The 20,916-nt window shown below is 65.9% G+C and carries 16 protein-coding genes and 1 pseudogene; 14 read left to right on the forward strand and 3 right to left on the reverse strand.

Translation table 11 applies throughout. The features are described from left to right. Positions 1-2: 2 nt before the first annotated feature. Positions 3-1,310: an MFS transporter gene (locus ACI3KS_RS15820; protein WP_404919499.1), complete on the reverse strand. Its 1,308-nt coding sequence runs from the start codon at positions 1,308-1,310 to the stop codon at positions 3-5. A 1,177-nt stretch (positions 1,311-2,487) separates the two neighbouring features. Here ACI3KS_RS15820 and ACI3KS_RS15825 point away from each other — a divergent pair. The 10 genes from ACI3KS_RS15825 (at position 2,488) to ald (ending at position 14,520) form a co-directional block, all read left to right on the forward strand. Then, the gene (locus tag ACI3KS_RS15825; protein WP_404919500.1) at positions 2,488-2,685 is read left to right on the forward strand and encodes a response regulator transcription factor; all 198 of its coding nucleotides are present in this window, start codon (positions 2,488-2,490) and stop codon (positions 2,683-2,685) included. Positions 2,686-2,939: 254 nt separating this feature from the next. After that, positions 2,940-3,725, forward strand: coding sequence for an SDR family NAD(P)-dependent oxidoreductase (locus ACI3KS_RS15830; RefSeq protein ID WP_404919501.1), 786 nt, complete (start codon positions 2,940-2,942; stop codon positions 3,723-3,725). Next, the gene (locus tag ACI3KS_RS15835) at positions 3,722-4,345 is read left to right on the forward strand and encodes a TetR/AcrR family transcriptional regulator (protein WP_404919502.1); all 624 of its coding nucleotides are present in this window, start codon (positions 3,722-3,724) and stop codon (positions 4,343-4,345) included. Before ACI3KS_RS15830 ends, ACI3KS_RS15835 begins: the two co-directional genes overlap by 4 nt. Next, entirely contained in the window at positions 4,335-5,111 is a 777-nt protein-coding gene (locus ACI3KS_RS15840) for a hypothetical protein (RefSeq protein ID WP_404919503.1), read from the forward strand. The genes ACI3KS_RS15835 and ACI3KS_RS15840 overlap by 11 nt, the downstream gene beginning before the upstream one ends. Positions 5,112-5,118: 7 nt before the next feature. After that, positions 5,119-6,405 carry an aminotransferase class III-fold pyridoxal phosphate-dependent enzyme gene (locus ACI3KS_RS15845; protein WP_404919504.1) on the forward strand — a complete coding sequence of 429 codons (1,287 nt, stop codon included), beginning with the start codon at positions 5,119-5,121 and terminating at the stop codon, positions 6,403-6,405. A gap of 5 nt (positions 6,406-6,410) precedes the next feature. Then, positions 6,411-7,574: an MFS transporter gene (locus ACI3KS_RS15850; RefSeq protein ID WP_404919505.1), complete on the forward strand. Its 1,164-nt coding sequence runs from the start codon at positions 6,411-6,413 to the stop codon at positions 7,572-7,574. A gap of 57 nt (positions 7,575-7,631) precedes the next feature. Then, entirely contained in the window at positions 7,632-9,677 is a 2,046-nt protein-coding gene (locus ACI3KS_RS15855) for a hypothetical protein (protein ID WP_404919506.1), read from the forward strand. Further along, the gene (locus ACI3KS_RS15860) at positions 9,665-10,885 is read left to right on the forward strand and encodes an MFS transporter (protein WP_404919507.1); all 1,221 of its coding nucleotides are present in this window, start codon (positions 9,665-9,667) and stop codon (positions 10,883-10,885) included. The genes ACI3KS_RS15855 and ACI3KS_RS15860 overlap by 13 nt, the downstream gene beginning before the upstream one ends. 55 nt (positions 10,886-10,940) lie before the next feature. Further along, positions 10,941-13,376: a glycoside hydrolase family 3 C-terminal domain-containing protein gene (locus tag ACI3KS_RS15865; protein ID WP_404919508.1), complete on the forward strand. Its 2,436-nt coding sequence runs from the start codon at positions 10,941-10,943 to the stop codon at positions 13,374-13,376. 58 nt (positions 13,377-13,434) lie between these two features. Beyond that, complete coding sequence (gene ald / locus ACI3KS_RS15870; RefSeq protein WP_404919509.1) at positions 13,435-14,520, forward strand: alanine dehydrogenase; 1,086 nt, start codon at positions 13,435-13,437, stop codon at positions 14,518-14,520. Between the two features lie 297 nt (positions 14,521-14,817). On the opposite strand, the gene ACI3KS_RS15875 is transcribed toward ald, so the two are convergent. Beyond that, positions 14,818-15,888, reverse strand: coding sequence for an alpha/beta hydrolase (locus ACI3KS_RS15875; RefSeq protein WP_404919510.1), 1,071 nt, complete (start codon positions 15,886-15,888; stop codon positions 14,818-14,820). Positions 15,889-15,997: 109 nt separating this feature from the next. Here ACI3KS_RS15875 and ACI3KS_RS15880 point away from each other — a divergent pair, with 109 nt between their 5' ends. The 4 genes from ACI3KS_RS15880 (at position 15,998) to ACI3KS_RS15895 (ending at position 20,795) form a co-directional block, all read left to right on the forward strand. Beyond that, positions 15,998-17,035, forward strand: coding sequence for an AraC family transcriptional regulator (locus tag ACI3KS_RS15880; RefSeq protein WP_404919511.1), 1,038 nt, complete (start codon positions 15,998-16,000; stop codon positions 17,033-17,035). Positions 17,036-17,140: 105 nt separating this feature from the next. Then, positions 17,141-18,478, forward strand: coding sequence for a flavin-containing monooxygenase (locus ACI3KS_RS15885; protein ID WP_404919512.1), 1,338 nt, complete (start codon positions 17,141-17,143; stop codon positions 18,476-18,478). Next, complete coding sequence (locus tag ACI3KS_RS15890) at positions 18,475-19,350, forward strand: SDR family NAD(P)-dependent oxidoreductase (protein ID WP_404919513.1); 876 nt, start codon at positions 18,475-18,477, stop codon at positions 19,348-19,350. Before ACI3KS_RS15885 ends, ACI3KS_RS15890 begins: the two co-directional genes overlap by 4 nt. Then, complete coding sequence (locus tag ACI3KS_RS15895; protein ID WP_404919514.1) at positions 19,347-20,795, forward strand: aldehyde dehydrogenase family protein; 1,449 nt, start codon at positions 19,347-19,349, stop codon at positions 20,793-20,795. The genes ACI3KS_RS15890 and ACI3KS_RS15895 overlap by 4 nt, the downstream gene beginning before the upstream one ends. Here the strand turns inward: ACI3KS_RS15895 and ACI3KS_RS15900 are convergent. Further along, positions 20,792-20,916, reverse strand: a pseudogene (locus ACI3KS_RS15900) (IS5/IS1182 family transposase); the annotation flags it as partial. The gene ACI3KS_RS15895 and the pseudogene ACI3KS_RS15900 overlap by 4 nt on opposite strands.

Below are 20,916 nucleotides of genomic sequence, written 5' to 3' on the forward strand. Positions count from 1 at the left end.
AGTTAGACGCTCCCCTTGACTTTACGGATGAGCAATCCTCCGATTATCGCGATGACACCGCCCGCGATGAAGACTGTGGGATACCCGCCAGAGGGAATAAGGCTCCCCAATGCAAGCACCCCGGCGGCGATGAACGGACCGATGGAGCGAGGAAGCTGGTCGGCAAGCGCCATCAGACCCATGTACTTACCGGTTTCGTGTCCAGCACCGGGAAGTACATCGATCATGACAGCCCCATCGACAGGGAAGTAGGCGCCCGTGCCGAGACCCATCAGGGCGAGAGCGACCAAATACACGGCGACGTTGGGTGCGAATGCTGCCAGTACCGCACCGAGGAAGATCAAGCTGGAAGTGTAAAGGACCATGTTCTTGCGGATACGGAACTTGTCGCTGATCCAGGAGCCGAGAATCGCTCCGCCGACCGCAGTGAGCAAGCCGATGATTCCGGTGATCGCGATGGTACCCGGAAGCTGGTCGGCGGGCACGTCGAGGTGGTCGGTGAGGAAGTAGACACCGTAAACGGTCGTCAAGACGGTGCCGAGGGTGACGACGACCTTACCGGTCCATGCCCAAGAGTAGTCCGGGATGTCGCGGGGATTGATCTTGAACTGGGCGAGGAGCCCGCGCACGGTGGGCCTATCGGTGCTCTGAGTGGGATCCAGCTTGCGGTCCCTGATGAGGAGGACAGTCAGCAAGGTTGTGGCGGCCATCACAGCGCCTGGGACGGCGAACATTAGGAACTGGTTGCCGATGAGCATCGGCAAGGTGATGGACGCGACCAGGCCAGCCGTCGTGGTCATCACCATGCCCAGGCCCATGACGCGTCCTCGATATCGTTCAGGGATCTGGTCAGGGACGAGGGCATAGTTGCCACCGGCGTAGATGCCCGACCCGAGCGCGAACAGCAACGACCCGGCGATCAGGACGCCTACTGTCGACGATATCCCCATCAGGATCATTCCTCCGACGGCGCCGATGGCGCCGAAAATCAGGAACGGGCGACGCATCCCAAAGCGTGACGCACAGCGATCGCTAAGCACCCCGGCGATCGGAGTGACGAAGATCCCCACGAAAGCACCCAACCCCGACACGAGGCTGAGGATGAGAGCTTTGTTCACCGGATCGAGCGCGCCGATCGTGATCGGCCACGCCACGAGGACCACGGCCACAGCCGGCACAGCGGTGCCGAACTGCGCAGCAGCGATAGCGAGCACGGATCGTGTTCTGAGTCTTTCGGGTGCGGGCAAACTGCTTTCGACAATGGGCTCCGGCATCGCCGTGCCGACAACCGGCCTGAGAACTTCTGACATGACTTTGTTCCTCCTCGAACCTGGCCCGCCGATCTTCGCGACCGTGCGATCTGCCCAACTATACGACATCTGTTGCATATCTGCACGCGCTGTCTGAATTCTCTTCAAGTGAAGCGACCATGGCAACGCAGATCGCGACATGGTGTTCTCCTGACAGCGCGCGCATCCTGCAGGCTCGGAGCGTGGCCCAGGAGATGGACGGCGACGCTATCGAGTCGATGCGCGCGGAATGACAGCTACCTGAAGTTCCGGCCCCGCGCTGGGAGCCGGGCATTCTTCAACTGCGCTCACGGCGAGTTCGGCGAGGTAGCGGCCAAGGCCGACCGTGTTCACCCTGCGTGGGACGGCCGCTAACGCGTCGTTTATTGACGTTGCACGCCAGATCGGCACTGAAAGGCGCGAAGCGGTAGATGAGTTGCCGGGACTCGACCACGCGGTGGGCGTCGCTACACATCGGATCCTCCAGAAATCGTTGACCAATGCACGGAGGTACGGCACCGGTGTCGTCGATCTCTCGGTTCGCGTGGTTGACGATTGAATGGTCGCGGAGATCGCCAACGACGTCGCGCGTTCAGTGACCGTCCGACGGGGGTTTGGTCTCATTGGCATGGCGGAGCGCGTGGCCAGCGTGCACGCGACTTTCGACGCAGCGGAGTCAGGCCGCCGGTTCACCGTGCGCGGCACGCCTACCACTTCACCCCCACGAACGCGAAGGAGAGTCGCGGTGACGACCGTTGAGCTCATCGACGACCAAGCAATTATCCGCGGGGCATCCGTGGTGTACTCGAATCCGCCGATACTACTATTACTCGGCGAGGCTCATGCTGGAGGCAACGGCGTCCCACTCGTTCGCGAAGCGGGTCCAGATGTGGTCCTCATGGACCTGCGGATGCCCGGAGTGAACAGAAACGAGGCGACGCGGTAGGTCCGCGCGCCGATCCGACGCTGGTTTCGACGCGAATCCTGGTGCTGGCGACGTTCGATGGCGACGCAGGGGTTGTCCCCGCAATGCGTGCGGGCGCTGATGGGTTCGTCAGCAACTCGCCGGAACCTGAGTCCCTCATCGAGGCAGTCAGACGGCTAGCCTCCGGTGAGTTAATCCTGTCCGCACGGGCATCGAAGGCCGTCACCACTCACATTGCGACTCAGGCGACGTCTCCCGAACCCGACCACGAGCTTGCGAATCTGCCCCCGACGTGAGCGCGATTTGCTCACCGCGGCGGCTACCGGAGCCGACAATGCGCAGATCGCCGAGCAGTACTTCATCTCACCATTCACGGTGAAGACTCACCTGAACCGTGCAATGGCGAAGCTCGGCGCTCGCGACCGGGGCCAACTCGTCGCCATCGCCTATCGCAGCGGACTGGTTACGTGATCGCGTTCGCCCGCGCACGGGCTGATGCTCAGAGCTAGTGGGTGGACGCGTACTCGACGGATTCCTCCCACGGCTCGGAGCGGATGATCCTTCACTGACAACCGCCCGCTGAAGCTCCTGAGCTTGGCCGCCGATCATGCCGGAGCACCATGCCGTGTTTCGACCGTGTAAACGCTCCGCGAGCGCCCTTGACGTTCGGGCGAGGGTATCCCCAGAATGAGTTGGTCAACTGAACAACTTTTATGGAGAGTGATATGTCGGACACTTCGGGGCGCGGTGCGATCGTCATCAGCGGTGCGAGTTCGGGGCTTGGCGAAGGCTTTGCACGCCGGTTCGCCGCCGCGGGTGAAGACGTCGTGCTTGTGGCGCGACGGGCCGAGCGGCTAGAGCGGCTGGCCGCTGAGCTTCACCACCGCTATGCAGTGCGCGCGGAAGTGATAACGCTGGATCTAAGAGGTCCCGCAGCAGCCGACGAGTTGCTGATGCAGTTGCGGCAACGCGGGCTGTTCGCCACAGGGCTGGTCAACAGCGCGGGATTCGGAACAGCGGGACTGTTCATCGATGAGGACGCTGCGCGACTCGCAGACCAGATCGCGGTCAATGTCACCGCGCTCACGTTGATCACGCGGGCGCTGCTTCCCGACCTTCTCGCGAGTCGGGGTCTGCTCGTGAACGTGTCAAGCACGGCATCTCACCAGCCCTTGCCTCGGATGGCCGTGTACGCGGCGACCAAGGCATTCGTGACCAGCCTGACCGAAGCGATCTGGTACGAGACACGCGGGGACCTTCGTGTGCTTGCACTGTGCCCCGGTCCGACGGAGACCGAGTTCTTTGCAGCGGCGGGCTCCGAGGAGTTCAAGATCGGTGCTGTGGCAACCGTCGACGAGGTCCTCGACGGAGCATTCCGAATCCTTGAACGTCCACATCCTGGCCCCGTCCACACAGTTGGTGCGCGCAACCGACTGCAGGGGTGGGCGGCGCGAGTGGCACCACGGCGGCTGCGGCTGTCGGTGGCGTCCGCGCTGGGCGGGCAGCGATGATGCGCCGGATCCCGCCCAAGCAGCGACGGGAGGAACTGATCGCGGCCGCTATCCGGGTGATCGCCCGCGAGGGTGTCGCCGCAGCGACCACCCGCGCGATCGTCGCCGAGGCAGGCATGCCGCTGGGCGCTTTCAGCTATATCTTCGGCACGCGCGACGAACTCATGCATGCCGTGATCGAGACCATCACCGAACACGAGCGGTTCGCCGCCGAAGCTGGTTCGATCGACGCCAGCTCGATCGAAACTGCCATCTTGAGCGGTCTCAACGCATACATCGATCTTCTCGTCGCCGATCCCCAGCGCGAACTCGCTTCACTAGAGCTCGGCCTGTTCGCCGCGCGCCACAGCGCTGACGGCCAGATGCGCACGCAGTGGGAAACATACGTCGTCAATGGCGTGCAGTTACTGCAATACGCCGCACAGCTGACCGGCACGAGCTGGACTATCTCCGTAGCCGAACTCGCTCGGTCGCTCGTCGCGCTGCTGGACGGGATCACGCTGGCATGGCTCGCCGACCGGGACACCGACGCCGCACGGCGAACGGCGTCGTTCGCCGCCGCGGCTCTTACCGCATACAACCGACCGGCTGCCCAGAGAACGGAGCACGATGCTCACTGAAACCTATGCGAAGGTGCTCGCATCCATCAACCTGTACGCCGTGTTCGGCGCGCTTCCCCGGCTTGCCGAGCTCGCCCCGGAGGCGGCGCACGCACTGTCTGGCGTGAACAGACCCATCTCGCTGCGACTGACCGTCATCGGAGGCGGCACAACCACGCTCGTGTTCACGCGTGACCGCGTCACGGTGGGCGGCTCCGAACCGCACGCCGAGCGAGCACGCCTGCTTTTCCGGTCCCCCGCGCACCTGAATGCCGTGGTCGACGGCACCGCCCAGCCGATTCCGGTGGCCGGCATCCGAGGTCTGAAGTTCCTCGCCGGTGTGTTCGCACCACTGAGTGAGACACTCGGCCGCTATCTGCGACCTTCGGACACCGATCTTGCGGATGAGACGTTCGCCGACGCGCATCGGATGCTGCTGCTGGATGTCGCAGTGTCCGCCATCACCGTGGTGGCCAACGAAGACCGGTCCGGCCGATTCAGCGCGTCGCATATGGCCGACGGAGATCTCGACGTCGCCATCGGGGATCTGCTGCGCTACCGATTGCGGATCCGCGATCATGTCATCACCCGCGCTGCAAGCACGGCGCAACCTGCACGCGCCGTTTTCGCCTTCGCCGATCTGCGCACCGCCGGTGACGTCCTCGGCGGTCGCGAGAGCGCCCTCGCCTGCGTCGGCGATGGTCGCATCGCTGTGCGCGGCTACATCCCCCTGGCGGACAACGCCAGCCGCATCCTCGACCGCGTCGGTCAATACCTCGGAAAGTGAGTCCCCGATGAGCATCATCCGTTCAACGAACCCCATCACCGAATACTCCTTCACTCAAAGCCTGGAGACCTTCGCCCGGGCACGCCAGGTCATCCCCGGCGGCATCCCCGGGCATCTCGGACCCACCGAGGGTCTCCACCTGCCCTATGACGCGTTCCCGAAGTTCTCCCGGCGCGCCCAGGGCGCAAGATTCTGGGACGTGGATGGCAACGAGTTCATCGACTACATGTGTGGCTACGGCCCCAACATCCTCGGCTACAACGACCCCGATGTGGCGGCCGCTGCCGAATCGCAGGCAAAGATCGAGGATGTCGTGAGCCTGCCATCCGACGTGATGGTGGATTTCGCTGAGATGCTCGTCGATCAGGTCGCCAGCGCCGACTGGGCCTTTTTCGCCAAGAACGGAGGCGACACCACCACGTTGGCTATCATGACCGCACGGGCTGCGACACTGCGCAAGAAGGTCGTCTTCATCAAGGGCTTTTACCATGGCGTCTCACCCTGGACGCAGAAGCTCGACTACCCGGGTGTGCTCGAGGATGAGGTCGCGAACAACCTCTACATCCCCTGGAACGACCTCCCGGCCCTGCGTGCGCTGCTCAGCGCCCATCGCGGTGAGATCGCCGCGCTGATCGCCACACCGTACATGCACGGCAACTTCCTGGACAACGAGCTGCCCGCGCAAGGGTACTGGCAGAGTGTGCGCGCGCTGTGCGATGAGCACGGCATCGTGCTCATCGTGGATGACGTGCGCGCGGGCTTCCGGCTCGACCTGGCCGGCAGCGATCACTACTTCGGCTTTGAAGCCGACCTGATCTGCTTCTGCAAAGCTCTCGCCAACGGGTATAACGTGTCTGCGCTGATGGGGAAGGACTCCCTGCGCGACGCGGTGAGCAGCATCACCTATACGGGCAGCTACTGGATGAGCGCAGTGCCGTTCGCCGCCGGCATCGCCACTCAACGCAAGCTCCGCGAGATCGACGCGCCGACCTTGTTCCGTGAGCTGGGTGAGCGCCTCACCGCGGGCCTCGTCGAGGCTGGCGCCGACCACGGTTTCGAGCTGATTGTCTCCGGAACGCCCGCCTTGTTTTATTTGCGCATCGCAGATCCGGCAGTCTCCCTCCAACTTCACCAAGAATGGGTCGCCGAATGCGTCCGACGCGGCGTCTACATCACCTCGCACCACAACCACTTCATCAACGCCGCGCTCACCTACGCGGATATTGACCGCACCATCGAGATCGCACACGAGGCCTTCGGCGCTGTTCGTACCCGATACCCCGAGGCTGCCTGACCGTCATGGGCGCGCCAACCGCGACGCCGCCGACAGTCCTCGCACGCCCCCGCACCCGGGCCGTAGCCGGGTCGTTCCTCCTTCAGGGCGCCGGGTACGCCGTCGTCGTAACCTCGCTGCCGTCGTTCCAAACTCGACTCGCGGTCGATACTGCGACCGTGTCACTGGTTCTGCTCGGGGTATGTGTCACCGCAGGGCTGGGCTCCGCCGTGGCTGACCTGCTCGCGATCCGAGGCAACAGCAGACAAGCGGTCACTGTCGGCTTCATGACACAGGCGGTGTCGCTGATCGTCGTGCTGAGCTCGACCAGCCCCATGGCGTTCGTTGCCGGAGCGCTCATCTACGGAATCGGCCTCGGGATCATCGACGCAGCGTCGAATATGCAGGCTGTTCTGGTCCAGCGTGGTGCGGTGGCGCCGTTGCTCGGCCGCTTTTACGCTGCCTACACGGCGGGCGCGATCCTGGGCGCGGTGGCGATGTCGGCGGCGCTGGCCGCCGACATCGGCGCGGTCGCCGCACTGGCGGCCGTGTCCGCCCTGCAGTTTGTGTTCGTCATCCTGGCGGTGCGGCGTCTGGATCCCGCGCGCGCAGCGCATGCCCGGCGCCAGCCGCGCGCCCAGCGTCTCCCGCTCCCCGGCCGGGCGATCGTCATGACGGGTCTGGTCGTCCTGGCCGCATTCGCGATCGATTCTGCGGTGAGCTCATGGAGCACCGTGCACCTTTCCACCCTGGGTGCCACCGCAGGGCTCGCGCCGCTCGGATACGCCGCCTACCAGGCCTGTGTCCTCGGCGCGCGTCTTGCTGCCGATGTGCTCGTGGACCGACTCGGCACGCCCATCGTGATGGCTGCCGCGATCCTGGCAGGAGCGCTCGGCGGCCTCGTGGTCGCGTTCTTGAGCGGCCCGGTTGCGGCGATCACCGGTTTCGCGTTGAGCGGCCTGGCAGTGGGGGCGCTCGTGCCCATCGCGTTCACGAAGGCCGGATTGATCGAACCGAGTCGCAGCGACGAAGTCATCGCCCGGGTGAATCTATTCAACTACGCCGGAGCAGTGTTCGGGGCGGTGGGGGTCGGCCTCATGATGGACGTCCCCGGCGCCTCACTCGCGTTCCTCCTGCCTGTCGTGCTTCTCATCGCCGCACTGCCGGCGCTGTCGGCCGCCCGCCGATGACGCCTTCCGCCCCGCACCCCGTCCACCCGAAGCATTACTAGACAAAGGAGCCTCAGAATGCACAAGAACGCTCGTCGTCTGATCACATTCATTCTCGTGTGTGCCATGATCCTCGCCCCGCTTGGCGCCACGGCCAGCGCCCCGCAGGAGCGGCCCGCTACCGACCTCGATGGAACCTGTTACACGATGCGGGTCACCACGACAGGTACGACCGCGGGCACATCCAACTACATCGAACGCGCCAGCGTGGGCTACGGCACCCGCGGCACCGCCACCACTGCCGAACCGATAGCCGTCGAAGCCACCGCGCTCGGTCGCTACCGTCTCTACGACAGCTCGGGCGGCGTGCTCTACCTCTCCGCGTTGAACTACGTCTGGTCCGGATCCTCGTACGGGGACCGCACGGAATGGACCATCTCACACGGCGAAGCCGGGTATCGCATCAGGTCGTCTCTGACGGACGCGCTGATCGGCAGCGTGTCCGGCCGACTAGCGACCTCCGACGCCTCGTTCTCGCTCGTACCTGCCACAGGCTGCTTCACTCCCCGTGAGGCGACAACAGGACTCGTCAGCGCGGCGACCGAGCCCGCAGTGAACGTCGACGGCACAATGAACGGTTTCATCGACGCACACGCGCACCCTTTGGCCAGCGCCGCGTTCGGCGGCGAGATGATCTGCGGCACACCCTTCGCCGAGGGCGGCATCGCCGATGCGCTCTCCGGATGCACCTCCCACACGGTCGGGGCAGGAGCCTTGTTCGAAGCGATCATCGGCGGTACTGATCCTCTCGGCGGCGACGACGGGTGGCCGGCCTTCACCGATTGGCCGACCACGACGAGCATGCTTCATCAACAGGCGTACTACTTGGGCATCGAACGCTCCTGGCGCAGCGGGCTTCGCATTCTGAACACTCTCCTCGTCGGCAACCGCGTCATCTGCGAGCTGTACCCGAACCGCGTCACCAGCTGCGACGAGGGTGAGCAGATCCGCGCGCAGGCTCAGCTTCTGACGGAGATGCAGGACTACATCGATGCTCAAAGCGGTGGGGAGGGCAAGGGCTGGTTCCGGATCGCCCGTACACCGGAGGAGGCGAGATCCATCGCCGCGGACGGCAAGCTCGCCGTGATCATCGGTGTGGAGTCCTCAGAGCTGTTCGGATGCCGCGAGAGTGTCGAATGCGATGAGTCCGATGTTGATGCAGGGCTCGACGAACTTCAAGCCTTGGGTGTCAGCGGCCTGTATCCCGTGCACAAATTTGACAATGCGTTCGGCGGAACGCGCTTCGATCCCGGAGTGACCGGCGCGGCGCTGAACATCGGCAACTATCTCAGCGCCGGGCACTGGTGGACGGCCGAGAGCTGCGAGGGCCCCTCCGACAACGAACAGGCCATCGCCAGCGACGAGATCGCAGCGCTCCTTACCGACGTCACCGGGTTGCCCGCCGGTTCGACCATCCCGGTGTACCCGATCGGTCCAATCTGCAACACACGTACGCTGACCGGTCTCGGCGAATACCTGATCGACGCGATGATGCAGCGCGGCATGATCATCCACATCGACCACATGGGTGTCAGCACCGCGCAGGCGGTGCTTGATCGCACCGCATCGGCGGGGTACAGCGGGGTCGCATCCGTCCACACCTGGGCGGACCGCACAATCACCGCGCGTGTCGCTGACACGGGCGGGTTCGTCGCCGGGTATGCCTACTCCGCCTCTGACGCCGGCAACGGCGAGCCGGACTTCCTTTCCGAATGGATCGCCAACCGCGATGCAGCAGGCGAGAGCGTGCTCGACGCGTACGGGTTCGGCTCCGACGTGAATGGCCTCGCCCCGCAGCCCGCTCCCCGTCTGGACGCCGGCACCGACCCTCTGACCTATCCGTTCAGGGCCCCCAACGGCGCTGTCTTTGACCGGCAGGTGTTCGGCGAACGCACATGGGATCTCAACATCGACGGCGTCGCGCAGTACGGGCTCTATGCCGATTGGATGGCCGACGTGCTGAAGCGCGCCGCCACCGAGGCTCCCGGCCTGGAAGCGCAGATAATGCACGGCGCCGAGGCTTACACCCAGATGTGGGAGGAGTCGCAGGCATGGAGCAACTGACCGAACGCAGGGTGACGTCTACACCCCGGCGCGCATGGGTCGCCGCGCTTCTGACCGCAACGGTCGGTGTCGCCGTCGGATGGTTCGCGCCCATCCAGATCCTCCTCCCGGCGCAGTCGACTGCGCTGGCCGGAAACGACGGAAAGGAAGCCCTGCTCGCTCTCGTCGTCAGTTTCGGCGCCGCAGCATCGATGCTCGCCAACCCGGCGTGGGGCGCGCTGTCCGATCGGCTTCGAGCCCGGATGGGTACTCGCACTCCCGTGCTGGTGGCAGGCGCCGTTGTTGGCATGGCCGGCCTGGTTCTTCTGGCGGTGGCTGGCTCACCCTCCGTCATGGTCGTGGGCTGGGTGCTGACTCAGGCGGGCCTGAACGGTCCGTTCGCCGTCCTGGCCGCCCTCATCGCCGATCGAGTGCCGGAGGACCGCCGAGGGTGGGTCGGTTCGTTATTCGGCGTCGCGCAGCTGGTGGGCACCGTCGTGGGAACGATTCTGGCGACGGTGACCGGAGAGGGAATGATCGGGTATATCGCGGTGATGATAGCCGTGCCACTACTCCTCTTGCCTGTGCTGCTGACGCGTCCCGGCTCCCCTCCGGTGAACGTGGAGTCCTCCCCCGCCGCCGGGCGTGCAACCGGAGGCTGGCGCATCAGCCGCACCTTCGCGGCCGCCTTCGCGCTGCGCTTGCTCCTGAACCTGGTCAGCGCACTGGGAGTGCTCTACCTGTACTTCTTCCTCTCCGATCGCGCCCACGTCGACGACCCAGGAACATCCGTGCTGGTTCTCACCGTGTGCTACGTCATGATCGCGGGCCTCGCCGCCGCCGGCGGCGGCGTTCTCTCCGACAGGCGCGGGAGGAGGCGCCCCGTTGTGGTGGTCGCCGCCGTGGCGTTGTCCCTCGGATCGGTGATGATGGCGTTCAGTACCAGCATGCCGTTCATCGTCGCTGCCATCGTGGTGCTTGGCGTCGGATACGGGGCCTTCCTCGCAGTCGACGTCGCCATCATCACCGACGCACTCCCCGACGCACGCACGCGGGGAACCATGCTCGGAGTCGCCAACATCGGCAGCACGCTCCCACAGGTGCTCGCCCCCGTCGTCGCTGCACCAGTCGTCACCAGCGCCGCAGGCTACACCGGCCTCTACCTCGCCGCTGCCGTCGTCGCCCTGCTCGCGTTGGCCGTGATCCCGCTGCTGCGCGGCATTCGCTGATAGCCGTGCTCCCCCGAGACACGACCCCCTTTCCCGAGACAAGAAGGAACTGTGAATGACCGACCGTCATATCCGTACGGAGGATCTTACGCTGCTCGAGCAAGCCGCGCTGCTCAGCGGTGCGGACGTCTGGCAGACACGTGCATTGCCCCGCGTTGGCGTCCCGGCAGTGTGGATGTCCGACGGCCCGCACGGCTTACGCAAACAGGAACGCGACGCTGACCACCTGGGACTCGGCGAGAGCGAACCCGCCGTGTGCTTCCCGACCGCAGCCACCGTAGCCAACACCTGGGATGAGGATCTCGCCGAAGAGATCGGACGGGCGCTGGGACGCGAAGCCGCTTGCAAGGGTGTACACATGCTGCTCGGCCCTGGCCTGAACATCAAGCGCAGCCCACTCGGCGGCCGGAACTTCGAGTACTTCTCTGAGGATCCAGAATTGTCGGGCCGGCTCGCCGCCGCGTACGTCCGCGGGATTCAGTCTGAAGGAGTAGCCGCCACACCAAAGCACTTCGCAGTGAACAGTCAGGAGCTGCGGCGGCTGGTGTCGGATTCCGTCGTCGACGAGCGCACCCTCCGCGAGCTGTACCTGACGGGCTTCGAGATCGTCGTTCGCGAGGCAGCACCATGGGCGATCATGTCGTCATACAACCTCGTCAACGGCACCTACACGCACGAGAATGCCCACCTGTTGACGGACATCCTGCGCCAGGAATGGGGTTTCGATGGAGTCGTCGTCTCGGACTGGGGCGGATCGAACGACCCTGTTGCAGCGGTGGCCGCAGGCGGCACCCTGGAGATGCCGTCACCCGGGTTCTCCTCGGCGCGGTTAATCGTCTCCGCGGTCCAGAACGGCAACCTTGCAGCGGTCGACCTGCACGACCGGGTCGATGAGGTCCTCACCCTCACCCGGCGCGTGAACCGGCACCCCCACACAGCGCCAGTCGACGCCTCTGACATTGCTCATCACGCCTTGGCACGCCGCGCCGCCGCCGAGGGGACCGTGCTGCTGCGCAACGAGAACAGCATCCTGCCGATCGCATCCGGGACGCGGGTCGCGCTGGTGGGAGCGTTCGCCGTCGCACCGCGGTACCAGGGGGCCGGGTCTTCGGTGGTCAACCCCACGCGCCTGACCAACCTGCGGGACGCCATCGAACAAACCACGCTCACCCTGTCGGGCTACGCGCCCGGATATCGGCTCGACGGCTCAGCCGACGACGCTCTGCTGCAAGAGGCAGCCCACACAGCACTCGACGCCGACGTTGCCGTTGTGGCGGTTGGCATCCCAGATGCGGACGAGACAGAGGGCCGCGACCGCCCACACCTGCGGCTACCACAACCCCAGGTCGAGGCGCTGCGCGCCGTCGCCGCGACCGGGACACCGGTCGTCGTCGTGCTCGCCGGTGGCGGGCCGGTCGAGGTCCCCTGGCTGAATGAGACCACCGCGCTGCTCCACTGCTATCTCGGTGGGCAGGCAGGCGCCGAAGCGGTCTGGGACGTCCTCACCGGGCACGTCAACCCAGGCGGGCGCCTCGCCGAAACCATGCCGATGCACGTCGAGGACGCACCGGCCTCGGCCGAGTTCCCTTCCGACCGTCGCACGGCCGAATACCGAGAAGCCCTCTACGTCGGATATCGATATCACACCAGTACAGGCATCGCGCCCGCATTCCCGTTCGGGTTCGGGCTCAGCTACACCCGATTCGTGTACAGCGATCTGCACGTGACCAACACCGAAGCGAGGTTCACGGTAACGAACGTCGGTGAGCGGGCGGGATCAGACGTCGCCCAGGTGTACGTGCGACGGCTCTCACCGAGCGGCGTCCCCCGTCCCGACCGCGAATTGAAGGGTTTCACGAAAGTGCGTCTCAAGTCCGGAGAGCGGTCTACCGTCGTCGTGCCACTTGGCGAGCGCACATTCCGGTTCTTCGACGTTCGTACCTCCACCTGGCAGGTAGAAGAAGGCGACTACGAGATCCTCGTCGGACCGCACAGTGCGGACCTTCCGCTCGCAGCCACCCTGCACGTCACTGGGACGGTCCCCGCCGGTGAAGTCGATCAGGCGCTCGCGGCGTACGCGGAAGGCGACGTCCACCGGGTGCCCGACGCGGCATTCGCGGCGCTGCTGGGCAGAGAACTGCCGACCCAGGGGTGGGCAGCGCCACCGTTCGACCGCGACACTCCCATCGATCAGTTGCGACGATCGCCCAGCCGGCTGGTCCGGTTCGCCTTCCGATTTCTGGAGCGGGCGAAGCGACGAGCCGACGCCCAGCCCTACCCCGATCTCAGTATGGCGTTTATCTTCCACGGCCCGCTCCGCACGCTCGACAAGATGACCGACGGAACGTTCACCCCCGAGTTCACCGAGGCGATGATCCTCATCGCAGACGGCAATGTCGCCCGCGGTCTTTGGCAGGCGGCGCGCGCTTACCTCGCCGGCCGCCGAGCCGAACTGCGCACCCGCCAGGAGCTGGCGTCTGGGAGCCCCTGATTCTCCGCCGCTCAGAGATGTTCACACAAAGCACCAGTAGATGAGAAGGAGAATGCGCATGCGTATCGGAATACCTAGAGAGATCAAGAACAACGAAAACCGGGTGGCTCTCACCCCCGCAGGTGCCGACGCACTCGTACGCCGCGGACATGAAGTCATCATCCAGCAGGGGGCAGGGCGGGGCAGCGGCTTCAGCGACGACGAGTACGTCATCGGGGGCGCGCACATCGCGTCGACCGCGGAAGAGACGTGGGGGCGCGCCGAAATGGTCGTCAAAGTCAAGGAACCGATCCGCGCCGAATACGGTTTCCTGAGAGACGATCTCCTGCTCTTCGCTTACCTGCATCTGGCCGCCGATTCGGACCTCACCGGCGCGCTAGTGGCTGCAGGGACAACCGCAGTCGCCTACGAAACAGTCCAGACAGCTGACCGCACGCTTCCACTTCTGGCACCGATGAGCGAGGTCGCTGGGCGGCTGTCGATTGTCGCTGGCTCCAATGCCCTGCTCTCTGCGGCGGGTGGGCGCGGCCAACTGCTGGGAGGCGTGGCTGGCACGCCGAGAGCGAAAGTGCTCGTGATCGGCGGCGGCGTGGCAGGCGAGCACGCTGCCGCGAACGCCATAGGTCTGGGCGCCGACGTCACCGTCGTCGACATCGCGCTCCCCCGACTTCGTCAGCTCGAGGCCCGCTTCGGTTCCGCGCTGACCACGCGCACATCAACCCCCTACGAGATCGCTGAGCAAATCCGGGTGGCTGATCTCGTCATCGGTTCCGTCCTCGTCCCCGGAGCCGCCGCGCCCCGCCTCGTCACCGACGAGATGGTGGCCACCATGAAGCCCGGCTCAGTCCTCGTCGACATCGCCATCGACCAGGGCGGCTGTTTCCAAGGCTCTCGGCCCACCACGTACGACGCTCCCACCTTCCGTGTTCACGAGAGCATCTTCTATTGCGTGGCCAACATGCCCGGCGCCGTGCCGCATACCTCCACCAGGGCTCTCAGTAACGCCACCCTGCCCTACGTCACCGCCATCGCCGATCTCGGTTGGGATGCAGCCGCCGAGTGCGACCCCGCTCTCGCACGCGGGCTGAACGTACGCTCAGGTGTGATCACCAACGAGGAGGTCCGAGCGTCGCAGCCGATCTGATTGCATACAGCGACTCGCAGGACGAACGCCGGTGGTTGTACCCGCGACAAGCTCTGTTTTGGGATCGAGCCTCGATCCTCTTCACGGATCTCGTCGGTACTCCGTCGCCGTGCCCGTAGACCCTCTGGGTGCGGATCCACTACCCGGCCCGGCCCGGGCCGGGCCGGGCACGTCGATGTGGAGGTGATCGTCGCCATCGTCCGGTGGCCGGCTCGCCAGCCAAGTTGCACTAGGTTCGGGCGCCCGCACTCGAGGCGAGTTGGCTAGACCGAGCGATCGCACGCAGGACCCGATCTGTCACTCTGATATCTGGGACGTGGATCTTCGCGGCGAGCGCTGCAGTCCACGAACGAGTGCTGCCGCGGAGTCAGCAAGCGCTCGTGAACTGTGCCGGCCGACGCCATTCGCATTGACGAAGGCGTGGATGTGTCCTTCGACGAGCTGCGTAGTGGTGGGAACACCGGCTGCACGCAGAGCCGTGGCGTATGCCAGCCCTTCGTCGCGCAGCACGTCGAACCCCGAGATTGCAACGTGCGCCGGCGCTTGGCCGGCGAGATCGGCGAGCAGCGGGGATGCACGGGGGTCGTAACGATCCTTGGGGTTCGGCAGATAGTGGGCGATGTACCAGTCCATCTGCGCGGCGGTGAGGAAGTAGCCGTCGCCGAAGAGCTCATACGAGTGTGTGCGGCGCGATGCATCCGCGACGGGGAAGAAGAGCAGCTGGAAGTCTGGCGCACCTGCCGTGTCGTCTCGGGCCTCGGCGCATACGACGGCGCTGAGGTTCCCGCCCGCGCTGTCGCCGGCGACGGCCACGGGCAGGTTGGCGGCGGTGCGCTCCCGTACCCAGCGGTACGCGTCGACCGCATCGTGGACGGCGGCGGGGAAGGGATGCTCTGGCGCCAGGCGATAGTCGATGGAGTACACCTCGAGGCCGGTGCGGGCGGCGAGGAAGCGGCAGACTGCATCGGTGGAGGTCAGGCTTCCGACGACCCATCCGCCGCCGTGGAAGTAGGTCACGGCACCCCACGGCCGCTCACTCGCGGCGCGCTGGTAGCGGCGGGCACCGATGGTTCCGCCACGCGTCGGTATCCGCAGCTCCTCGACGACGTCGACGTGCTCGTGGTCTCCGAAGATCATCGCCTCGGCGTCGACCTGCGCACGCGCGTCCGCTAGCGGCAGCTCTTCGAAGCTCGACCCGGGCAGGGCGTTGAGCAGTCGTAGCGCCATCTGCACTTCGGTGAGCAGTATCTGCCCGTCGATCTGCGTCGGCTTACCGGCGATAAGGCGCTGCGCGGGTTCGGGGAGCGCCCCGAGCAGTTTTATTACGAGTCGGATGATGCGCTGCTGTCCTGTGAGGGTTTCCGCCATGGCCGTCCTTTCGTCGTTGAGGGGACGCCCAGGATAGGGCGGGCGATCTCTGGCTTCCGGGTGTGAGGCGACCGTTGACCGGACATCGTGGGCCAGTCAGAATGACCAAATGTCCACTATTCTGATCCCCCCGGCGCCGTCGGCCACGATCAGTCCCCACATCATCCGCTATCTCGTGAAGGAGGCCGAGCGACGCGACATATCTCTGGAGCGTCCTCTGCGGGAAGCGGGCTTGACGCCAGACGTGCTCGATGCCCCGTCGCTGCGTGTGTCGTTCCGGCAAGGCAGCGCGGTGATCGATGCGGCCCTGCGCCTGTTCGACGACCCGACTGCGGGGCTCGTCGTCGGCGGGGCACAGCCGATCACAGCATCCGGCGTGCTGGGTTTGGGCATGATGAGCAGCCCGCGCATTATCGACGCGATCCATCTCGGGCTCCGCTTCCAGAACCTGGCCGGCTCGATGGTGCGGTGGTCGACGGCCGCGCGCGGCGACATGCTGTCGGTAATCGCAGAGGTGACCGACGGCGAGCAGCTTGTGAGTGCCTTCCTGATCGACGAGGGCTTCGCGAATATCACGCGCATGGCGCGCGACGTCACCGGGCAGAGGTTCCACCCGGTGCGCGTCGAGCTCGCCCGGCCGGCGCCGTCGGATGCCACCAGCCACGGCCGATGGTTCGGTTGCCCCGTGGAGTTCGGGGCAACGCGCAATGCCTGGACGCTGTCGGAGGGCCAATGGCGCCTGCCAAGTCCGTTCGCTGATGCCTGGACGCTGCGCGGAACGCTCGCACTCCTAGAGGAAGAGTCCGTCGGCGTCATCGATCGCCAGGAGCTTGTGGCCGTGCTGGCGGCACGTATCGATGCGGAACTGCCCGAGATCGCGCCGTTGAGCCGGCATGCGCGCGCACTGGCGCTGAGCGAGCGTACGCTGCGCCGGCGCCTCGCCGATGTCCAGGCGACGTACTCCGCACTCGTCGATGATGTACGCCGTCGCGCAGTGACCCGAATGCTCGGGCAGGGCACCCTCCCCATGAATGACGTGGCAGCCGCGGCCGGATACGGCGACGACCGCTCCCTGCGTCGCGCCGCCCGACGCTGGTTCGGCTGCTCCCCCGCCGCGATGCGACAGAGGCTCCAAAACGGCCAATAAAAGTGGCCGCTGGCGTCCGCAGGGCTGGCTCGCCGGGCCCGCGGGGCAGCATGCAGGCTTCGTAGGCTCACGACATCACACCATCCGCATACGAAGGAGTTTGCGATGTCATCCACTGTCTGCATCATCGGCGCGGGCCCCGCGGGCCTCGCGGTCGCCCGCGCGCTCACCGAGCGCGGAATCGACTACGTACACCTCGAACGCCACCGCGCCGCCGGTGGCGCCTGGGACATCGACAACCCGGGCGGGCCGATGTATGAGTCGGCGCACTTCATCTCCAGCCGCACGGTTTCGGGATTCAGCGGTTACCCGATGCCCAACGACTACCCCGACTACCCCGGTCACGCGCAGATTCTGCAGTACCTGCGCTCCTTCGCCGACGCGTATGGACTGACGGAGCGCATCCGGTTCGATACCGAGGTCGCGGGCATCGCCCTCGACGGGGCGGAATGGCGCGTCACGACCACCAAGGGCGAGGAGTCCCTGCACCAGTGCGTGATCGTCTGCACGGGCTCCCAATGGCACCCGAATATCCCCGAGGTGCCAGGCGCCTTCGACGGGGAAGTCCGGCACAGTCAGAGCTTCCGCTCGGCGTCGGAGTTCGCCGGCAAGCGGGTGCTGATCGTCGGCGGCGGCAACTCCGCCTGCGACATCGCGTGCGACGCCGCGCGCACCGCGGATGTCGCGAGCATCAGTATGCGTCGCGGGTACTGGTTCATCCCGAAACACGTGTTCGGAGTCCCCAGCGACATCGTGGGCGGCAAGGGCTCTTTCCTCCCGAAGCGGCTCGAGAGCGCCGTGCTGCAGCCGCTGCTGCGCCTACTCGTCGGGGATCCGACTCGCCTGGGGCTGCAGAAGCCCGACCACAAGCTGTTCGAGACGCACCCCGTGCTCAACTCGCAGCTCATGCATTATCTGCAGCACGGCGACATCACCGCTCGCCCCGGCATCCAGCATGCGGCAGGGCGCACGGTGTACTTCACTGACGGCGCCTCAGACCAGTTCGATCTCATCCTGATGGCGACCGGGTACCGGCATCGGGTGCCGGTGGCTCAGGAGTACTTCGGCGACGAACAACACCCCGACCTCTACCTGAACTTCGCATCGCGGCAGTATGCCGGGCTGTTCGGCGTGGGCTTCATCGAGACCAACAGCGGCGCGTATCAGCTGTTCGACCAGCAGGCGCATCTGATCGCGGCGCACCTGTCGGACGGTGCGCGGGGAGGAGAGGCTGCCCGCAGTTTCCAGCACCGGATCCACACCGATCACCCCGACATGTCGAACGGCCTGCGGTTCGACTCCTCGCCTCGGCATCGCGGCTATGTCGACGCCGATGCCTACGCGAAGTACCTTCGATCGCTATCTCGTGAGCTCGGATGGCCGCTGCAGTCGCCCCCGTTCTCGGTGGCTGACGCCGACTCACGCGCGGCGGTGCGCGCATGAGCTTCGACTTTCACCGCAAGGTCGTCGTCGTCACGGGCGGCGCCGGTGACATCGCCCGCGCCTTCAGCGCACGAGCATCCACCGCGGGCGCCGTCCTCGCTCTCGTGGATCGGCGTGCGGACGCACTGTATGCGGCAGCCGGTGCGTTGCCGGGCGGCAGGCACAGCACCCACCTCTGCGATCTGACCGACGAGGCCGCGGTGCGGGCGCTGGTCGACGATATCGAACGCCTCCACGGCCGTATCGACGTGCTAGTCAACAATGTTGGGATGACGAGCTCTGAGCGTTTCGATCGGCGCAGCGTCAACAGCATTCGCCAGGAGATCGAGGTCAACCTGCTGTCACCGCTGGTGCTCACCCGGCTCGCGGTGCCGCTGCTGCATCGATCCGCCGATGCGCGCGTCGCGACGACGGTGTCTTTGGGAGGCATCTTCCCGCTCGGGGAGACGCCGATCTACACCGCGAGCAAGTTCGGCCTGCGCGGAGCGATGCTCTCGATCAGTCTCGACCTGCGCTCTCGCGGGATCACGGCCGGATCCGTGCTGCCCTCGGCCACCGACACCAGAATGCTGCGCCAGGAAGCCCTCGACGGCGGCAACTCGTTGCAGTTCCAGGATCCGCCGCAGCCGCCGGATGTCGTGGCAAAGGCACTGGTCTCGCTTCTAGAGCGCCCGCGTCTCGAGGTCTACCCGCGGCGGAGCGAGTCGGTGCTGGTGCGCGTCGCAATGCTGTTTCCCAACGCACTGCCTCGCATGATGACACTGTTCCGTCGACGTGGCGAGCGTGGCATGGCCAAGTATCTGCGGGAGCTGGAGAACGCAGGACACATCGTGCGCCGTGATGGCGTGCCCGAACTGGTGGAGAGCCCATGACCGATGCAGAAGCGCAGAGGACGGCGGACACGCAGACGGCGCCAGACATGCTGATCGTACGCAATCCGGCCGACGGCTCAGAGCTCGCACGGATACCGGTGACCACCGCATCCGAGGTGGCCCTGCACACCGCCGACGCTCTCGAGCTGCACCGGTCCGGGGTGTGGTCGGGAGTGGCTCCTCGGGAGCGTGCCGCCGCACTGCTGCGCCTGGCTGACCTCATGCAGCGGGACGCGGAGACGCTGGCCCGCTTCGACAGCGAGGATGCTGGCAAGCCCGTCACCGAGTGCCGCGACAACGATGTGCCCGGCGCGATCGAGTCGATCCGCTGGTTCGCCGAGGCGCTCGACAAGCAATACGGTCGCGTGTCCACAACGGCCTCGGATGTGCTGGCCTTCACGGAGCGCGAGCCGTTCGGGGTCGTCGCGGCGATTTTGCCGTGGAACTACCCGCTGGCGATGGCGTGCTGGAAGATCGGGCCGGCACTCGCGGTGGGTAACACCATCATCCTGAAACCGGCCGAAGCGACGCCGCGATCGACGCTGTATCTGGCACAACTTGCCGAGGAGGCCGGCATCCCGGCCGGAATCCTTCGGGTACTTCCGGGCACCGGGGCCGAGACAGGGGCCGCGCTGGCCACCGATCCGAACGTCGAGGCGATCTCGTTCACCGGGTCAACCGCGACCGGACGCAAGATCCTCACCGCCTCCGCGTCCACCAACTTGAAGCGGGTAAGCCTCGAGCTCGGCGGGAAGAGCCCACAGGTGCTGATGGCCGACGCCCTCGCGTTCGGGGACCGCCTGATCGATGGGCTGGTGGAGGCCGCGTTTCTCACCGCGGGACAGAACTGCACGGCGGGCTCGCGTATCCTCGTGCACGATTCGATCCACGACGAGGTCGTTGACCGCCTGAGCCGGGCGGCTGCCGCCTTGAGAGTCGGGGTGCCGTCAGATAAAGCCACCCAGATCGGCCCCGTCATCGATGCGGTCGCCGCCGACCGCATCTTGGCGGCGATCAACGTTGCCGTCGCCGCCGGAGCCCGCATCGCCAGCGGCGGTACAGAGGTCTCGGTGGTGACGGGTGGGCGTTACATCGCCCCAACGGTGCTGACCGATCTGCCCGCGGACGCCGAGATCCTGCGAACCGAGATCTTCGGACCCGTCGTCACGGTGCAGCGCTTCGGTTCGCGTGACGAGGCGATCGCCCTCGCCAACGCGGTCGACTACGGGCTCGCGGCGTCCGTGTGGACCAAGGATCTGGAGAACGCGCTCGCGCTGGCCCGCGGCATCCGCGCTGGCCTCGTCTCGGTCGGCGCCTATAGCGAGGGTGATATGACTGTGCCGTTCGGCGGTTGGCAGCATTCCGGGTTCGGCGGCGCCGAGAAGTCGCTGCAGGCATTCGCGCAGTGGAGCCGCGAAAAGGCGATCTGGGTCCAACTGACCTAGGGCGTGTCTCCTAAATGGTGTAGCCAGGCGATGACGGCGTTGAGGACGACGGCGGCTCGGTAGACGATGGCGAGTTTGTCGTATCGCGTTGCCAGGCCTCGCCATTGCTTGAGTCGGCAGA

This window comes from Microbacterium sp. ZW T5_45 (genome assembly GCF_044987415.1).
Taxonomy (GTDB): domain Bacteria; phylum Actinomycetota; class Actinomycetes; order Actinomycetales; family Microbacteriaceae; genus Microbacterium.